The organism is Actinophytocola sp., assembly GCF_036002505.1.
In the GTDB taxonomy this organism is placed as follows: Bacteria; Actinomycetota; Actinomycetes; order Mycobacteriales; family Pseudonocardiaceae; genus DASYTH01.
In genome coordinates, this window is the sequence record NZ_DASYTH010000178.1 from 1 (window position 1) to 6,099 (window position 6,099).

A 6,099-nucleotide genomic window follows, 5' to 3' on the forward strand; every position below is an offset into this window, starting at 1 on the left:
TCAGGTTTCCGATGTCCGAGCTGCACTCGGCACCGCCTCGTCCTGACGTCATGACGTCGGGGACTGATCAGGTCAGGAGGAGGCGGACGGTGAGTTCGAGGCGGTTGGCCACGTCGGTGGCGGAGGCGCGATGGGTTACCCAGGCTACGAGGTTGGAGAGCCAGACGTCGGTGATGACGCGGGCGATGGCTAGGTCTTCGGGGGTGGGTTCGCCGGGGTGCATGGCGCGGGTGAACATGCGGTCCATGAGTTTGCCGACGGTGTCGACCTCGGTGGCGGCGGTGGCGTCGGCGAACATGAAGGCGCGGGTCATGGCTTCGGTCAGGTGCGGGTCGCGCTGCATGGCGCGGGTGACGCGGTGGAGCATGGAGAGGACACGTTCGTAGGGGGTGTCGCCGGGGAGGGTGGTGCGTTCCAGGCGCTCTTGGCCGCGTTCCAGCTCGCGGGCTAGGCCGGCTACGAGTAGGTGGATTTTGGAGGGGAAGTAGCGGTAGAGGGTGCCGAGGGCGACGTCGGCGCGTTCGGCTACGGCGCGCATCTGGACGGCTTCGAAGCCGCCTTTGGACGCCAGCGCGATGGTGGCGTCGAGGATGCGTTTGCGCCGGTCGCGTTGGGCCGCGGAGCCGAGCTCGTCGTCGGTGAGCACGTTGAGCGCGTTGCCGCCGGAGGTGCGGGGTTTCGACGTCATGCGGGCGGGTCCTCGTCTCGGCACAGGAACTGAAACACGTTCTATAGTAGCTCCTCATGGCGATGGCGATCACCGAGGAGCAGCGGGCGGTTCAGCGGGCCGTCTCCGACGCTACCTTGCGGGCGGGGACGATCGGGACGGTTCGGGCTATGGCGGCCGGTGCGCCGGACGCCTGGCGCGCGCATTGGCCGGAGCTGGCCGGGTTGGGGCTGTTCGGGATCGCCCTGCCCGAGGAGCTGGGCGGTGCCGGCAGCGGCCTGGACGACCAGTGCGCCGCGCTCGAGCAGGCGGCGTTCGCGCTGGTCCCCGGGCCGGTACTGCCGACCGTCCTGGCCGGGCTGCTGCTGGCCCGGCATCCTGAACTGCCCGTCGCCAAGGAGCTGGTACCCGCCCTCGCCGGCGGGTCGGCCACCGCCGCGGTCGCCCTGAGCCCGGGCACGCTCAGCACCGAGCCGGACGGTCTCGTGGTGAGCGGAACGACCGGACCGGTGCCCATGGCCGACCACCTCATCCTGTCCGCATCCGGCACGTGGTTCGTGGTCGACCCAGGTCAGCCCGGTGTCACGAGCACCCGCCAGGACAGCGCCGACCCCTCCTGCCCGGTAGCTCGGGTGACGCTCGACCGGGTCCAGGTGGACCGGCTCCTGCCGGGGTTGGCCACGGAAGACGTCCTGGACCTCGCCGCCACGCTGGCCGCCGCCGAGGCCGCGGGCGTGGCCGGCTGGTGCGTACGAAGCGCGGCCGAGTATGCCCAGGTACGCCGCCAGTTCGGCAAGGCGATCGGTTCCTTCCAGGCGGTCAAGCACCTGTGCGCGGAGATGCTCGTCCGCGCCGAGCTGGCCGCCGCGGTCGCCTGGGACGCGGCCCGGGCGGGTGGCACCGGCTTGGCGTCCGCGACCGCCGCCGCCATCGCGCTGGACGCCGCCGTGGACAACGCCAAGGACTGCGTCCAGGTGCTCGGCGGCATCGGGTTCACCTGGGAGCACGACGCGCACCTCTACCTGCGCCGGGCCCTCGCATTGCGCCGAACCCCTCGGCCGCGGCCACCGGCAGCGCGCCGCGGATCTCGCGCGCACCGGCGCCCGCCGGGACCTCAGCCTGGACGTCGAAACCGACCCCGAAATGCGCGCCACCGCTTCCGAGATCGCCGCGCTTTCGCCCGCACAGCAACGAGTCCGGCTCGCCGAGTCCGGCTACCTGATGCCGCACTGGCCGCGGCCGTACGGGTTGGACGCGTCCCCACGGGCTCAGCTGATCATCGACCAGGAGTTGGCCCGTGCCGGCGTGCGCCGCCCCGATCTGGTCATCGGTGCCTGGGCGGTGCCGACGATCATCAAGTACGGCACCGAAGACCAGCGGGAGCGGTTCGTTCTGCCGACGCTGCGCGGTGAGATCGAGTGGTGCCAGCTGTTCTCCGAGCCGGACGCCGGCTCCGATCTCGCCGCGCTGCGCACCACGGCGTCCCGAGTGGACGGTGGCTGGCGGCTGAACGGCCAGAAGGTCTGGACCTCCCGGGCCCGCGAGGCGGACTGGGCGATCTGCCTGGCCCGCACCGACCCCACCGCGCCGAAGCACCGGGGAATCACGTACTTCCTCGTGGCCATGCGCTCTCCCGGCATCGACATCAGGCCGCTCCGGGAGATCACCGGCGAGGCCCGGTTCAACGAGGTGTTCCTCGACGGGGTCTTTGTCCCGGACGACCGCGTGGTCGGCGAGGTCAACGACGGCTGGACGCTCGCCCGCGCCACGCTGGCTAACGAGCGGGTGGCGCTGTCCGGCGGCTCCTCGCTCGGCGAGGCCGTGGAGAAGCTGCTCGCCCGGGTCACCGATCCCGACCCGGTCACCAGGGAACGCCTGGGCGCACTGGTCACCCAGGGCGCCGCGGTGTCGCTTGTAGACCTCCGGGCCACCCTGCGGCGCTTGAATGGGCAGGAGCCGGGCGCCGATTCCGGCCTGCGCAAGCTGATCGGGGTGCGGCACCGGCAGGAGGTCGCCGAGGCCGCGCTCGATCTGCTCGGCGAGGAACCCACGCTACTGCACGAGTTCCTGCTGACCCGCTGCCTGAGCATCGCCGGCGGCACCACCCAGGTTCTGCTGAACGTGATCGGTGAGCGGCTGCTCGGCCTGCCCCGGGAGTGACCGGCGGTAGGTCCACTCCAGGAACCGTTCCACCCCGCGCACCACGTGTGCGCTGCGGATCGACGGGAAGAGGTCGAACGCGTGCTGCGCGCCGGCCAGCTCCGCGTACACGGCCGGATTCGGCGACACGGCGCGCAGAGCGTCGACGAACGCCCGCGCCTCCGGCACCGGAACCAGGCTGTCGTCGTGCCCGTGGATCACGAAGAACGGCGGTGCGTCGCCGCTCACCCGGGCCAGCGGGGACGCCGCGCGGAAGATCTCCCGGTCGCGCACGGGATCCTTGCTCACCACGGTCTTCGCCAGCCAGCGCAGCCGGTCCGCGGTCGCCCGGGTACCGGTGTCGCCGGCGAAGTCGTAGACGCCGTAGTGCGGCACGCAGGCCTGGACGGAGGTGTCCGCGCCCTCGAACCCCGGCTGGAACGCCGGGTCGCCGGCGCTCAACGCCAGCAGCGCGGCCAGGTGACCGCCGGCGGAGCCACCGGTGACCGCCACGAACGACGGGTCGGCGCCGTACTCCGCGCCATGCTCGCGGATCCAGGCCAGCGCCCGCTTGAGCGCGACGATGTGCTCCGGCCACCGGGAACGCGGCGAGAGCGGGTAGTTGGCCGACACGCACACCCAGCCCCTGGCGGCCATGTGCAGCATCAGCGGAATGCCTTGCTGCTCCTTGTTTCCCACCACCCACGCGCCGCCGTGGACGTGCAGCAGCACCGGCCGTCCGGCCGGCCGCCGCTCGTGGTGGAACACGTCGAGCTGGAACCGCCGGCCCCCGGGCGCGTACGGCACGTTGCGCAGCCGGATGACCTCGGGGTTGCGCATCCGGAACGGCACCACCAGGTCTCGCCACGGGGTGGCCAGGTCGGCGGCGGTCGGCGCCCGCTCGAGCCCCTCGAGGTAGTCCTCGCCGAGGGTCTCCCGCAGCGCGTGCTCGACCTCGGTGCGGGCGCCGTGGCCGGACACGATGAGCGCGCCGAGCCCGGCCATCGACAGCGCGCCGAGGGCCAGCGCGGCCCGGTCGCCGGGGCTGCGCACCTGCTGCCGGGCCAGCTGCGTGAGGGTGCCGGCGGCCTGCGCGGCGAGCAGGTGCGGGGCCAGCTCGGCGGTGAGCCAGCCGGCGAAGAACGCCGGGATCGAGGCACGCCCGCCGGCCGGACGCAGGGCGTTCGCGGTCAGGCCGAGCTGGGCGGTGCGGCGGAGCAGCCGGAGGTGGCTCATGGAGCTGATTCTACGGGCGATGAGAACTCGTTCCAGGAGCTTGCCGCGGCGGCCGCGAGAGGTAAAGTAGAACACGTTCCAGTTGAGGAGGCCGGTGTGGACTTCGCGCTCGACGACACCCAGCGGACGATCGCGGCCGTCGCGCGGGAGACCCTGGCCCGGGAGCCGGCAGAGTCGGCCTGGAAGGCGTTGAGCCGGGCGGGGCTCCTCGCCTTGGCGGTTCCGGAACGCCTCGGCGGCGAGGGTCTCGGCGTGCTGGAGACCGCGGTGCTGCTGACCGAGGTGGGGCGGGCCGCCGCGGCGCTGCCCGCGCTGCACACGCTGGCGCTGGGGGTGCTGCCGGTGGTGCTGCTGGGGTCCCAAGCGCAGCAGGACGAGCTGCTGCCGGAGGTGGCGTCCGGTGACCGGGTACTCACTGCGGCCCTGCACGAGCCGTTCGGCGCTTCGACCACTGTGGACGGTGCGACACTGTCCGGGATCCGGACCGGCGTGGGGTACGCGGCCGATGCGCACCGGATCCTGGTGGCCGCCGGGGACGCGGTGTTCCTGGTCGATCCGCGGGACCCCGGAGTATCGCTGATCCCGACCCCCACGTCGAGCGGTGCTCCCGAGTTCACCGTGCGGCTCGACCGCGCGCGGGGTGAGCCGCTCGGTGCCGCGGCCGCGCTGCGCCGGCTCGCGGTCGCCGGGGCCTGCGCGCTCGGCGACGGGCTGCTGGCCGGAGCGCTGGACCTCACCGCGACGCATGTCAAGACCCGCCAGCAGTTCGGCCGGCCGCTGGCCACGTTCCAGGCCGTGGCCCAGCAGATCGCGGACGTCTACGTCGCCGCCCGCACCGTGCACCTGGCCGCACTGTCGGCGTGCTGGCGGCTGAGCGCCGGGCTGGACCCGGACGAGGACCTCGGCATCGCCGGGTACTGGCTGGCCGAGGAGGCGCCGGCGGCGCTGCAGCTGTGCCACCACCTGCATGGCGGACTCGGGGTCGACGCCAGCTATCCCCTGCACCGGTACTACTCCGCGACCAAGGATCTGGTCCGGTTCCTCGGGGCGGTGCGCTGAGAAGTGCACATTGGACTGACTGACGAACAGCGCGAGCTGCAGGGCGAGCTGCGGTCGTACTTCGCCGGGTTGCTCTCCGCCGAGGAGCGCGCCGTGATGCTCACCGACCGGCACGGCGAGGTGTACCGGCGGGTGGTGCGGCGGATGGGCCGCGCCGGCTGGCTGGGCGTCGGGTGGCCGGTTTCCTTCGGCGGCCGGGGTGTCGGCGAGGTCGAGCAGCAGATCTTCGTCAACGAGGCGGCGCGGGCGGACGTGCCGCTGCCGTCGGTGACCCTGCAGACGGTGGGCCCGACGCTGCAGGAGTTCGGCACGGACGAGCAGAAGGCGTACTTCCTGCCGCGGATCCTCAGCGGGGAGCTGCATTTCGCCATCGGCTACACCGAACCGGAGGCGGGCACGGACCTGGCGGCGCTCCGGACGACCGCGGTGCGGGACGGCGACCACTACGTGGTGAACGGGCAGAAGATCTTCACCACCGGCGCGCACGACGCCGACTACCTCTGGCTGGCCTGCCGCACCGACCAGGACGCCCCGCGGCACAAGGGGATCTCCATCCTGATCGTGTCCACATCGGACCCCGGGTACTCGTGGACCCCGATCATCACCTGTGACGGCGCGCACCATGTCAACGCCACGTACTTCGCCGATGTCCGGGTGCCGGTGGGCATGCGGGTCGGCGCCGAGAACGCGGGCTGGCGGCTGATCACCACCCAGCTCAACCACGAGCGGGTGATGCTGGGGCCGGCCGGGCGGATCGCCGCGCTGTACGAACGGGTTCGGGACTGGGCGCAGCGCCACGGCGTCCACGAGCAGGCGGAGGTGCGGCGCGTGCTGGCCGAGGCCCGGGCCACCGTGCGGATCAACGAGCTGCTGAACTGGCAGGTGGCCGCCGTGGACGGGCCGGTGGACATCGCGGATGCCTCGGCCACCAAGGTGTTCGGCTCGGACCGCATCCAGCGGGTCGGCCGGCGGCTCGAGGAAGTCGTTGGGCGGTACGG

The 6,099-nt window shown here is 72.5% G+C and carries 5 protein-coding genes and 1 pseudogene; 4 read left to right on the forward strand and 2 right to left on the reverse strand.

The genetic code is table 11. The features are described from left to right. Positions 1-67 precede the first annotated feature (67 nt). The gene (kstR, locus tag VGR06_RS15040; protein ID WP_327559689.1) at positions 68-688 is read right to left on the reverse strand and encodes a cholesterol catabolism transcriptional regulator KstR; all 621 of its coding nucleotides are present in this window, start codon (positions 686-688) and stop codon (positions 68-70) included. Positions 689-750: 62 nt separating this feature from the next. Between kstR and VGR06_RS43895 the strand changes: the two are divergent. Together VGR06_RS43895 and VGR06_RS43900 are read left to right on the forward strand one after the other, a co-directional pair. Then, positions 751-1,653: pseudogene (locus tag VGR06_RS43895) on the forward strand (acyl-CoA dehydrogenase family protein); the annotation flags it as partial. A 235-nt stretch (positions 1,654-1,888) separates the two neighbouring features. Further along, a complete protein-coding gene (locus VGR06_RS43900; protein WP_414637266.1) occupies positions 1,889-2,827 on the forward strand; it encodes an acyl-CoA dehydrogenase family protein in 939 nt (312 codons plus the stop codon). Here the strand turns inward: VGR06_RS43900 and VGR06_RS15050 are convergent. Further along, positions 2,720-4,042: an alpha/beta hydrolase gene (locus tag VGR06_RS15050; protein WP_327559690.1), complete on the reverse strand. Its 1,323-nt coding sequence runs from the start codon at positions 4,040-4,042 to the stop codon at positions 2,720-2,722. The genes VGR06_RS43900 and VGR06_RS15050 overlap by 108 nt on opposite strands. A 96-nt stretch (positions 4,043-4,138) precedes the next feature. Between VGR06_RS15050 and VGR06_RS15055 the strand changes: the two genes are divergently transcribed. Both VGR06_RS15055 and VGR06_RS15060 read left to right on the forward strand, forming a co-directional pair. Continuing rightward, complete coding sequence (locus tag VGR06_RS15055; RefSeq protein ID WP_327559691.1) at positions 4,139-5,101, forward strand: acyl-CoA dehydrogenase family protein; 963 nt, start codon at positions 4,139-4,141, stop codon at positions 5,099-5,101. Between the two features lie 3 nt (positions 5,102-5,104). Further along, on the forward strand, positions 5,105-6,099 hold a 995-nt coding region (locus VGR06_RS15060), incomplete at its 3' end, for an acyl-CoA dehydrogenase family protein (protein WP_327559692.1).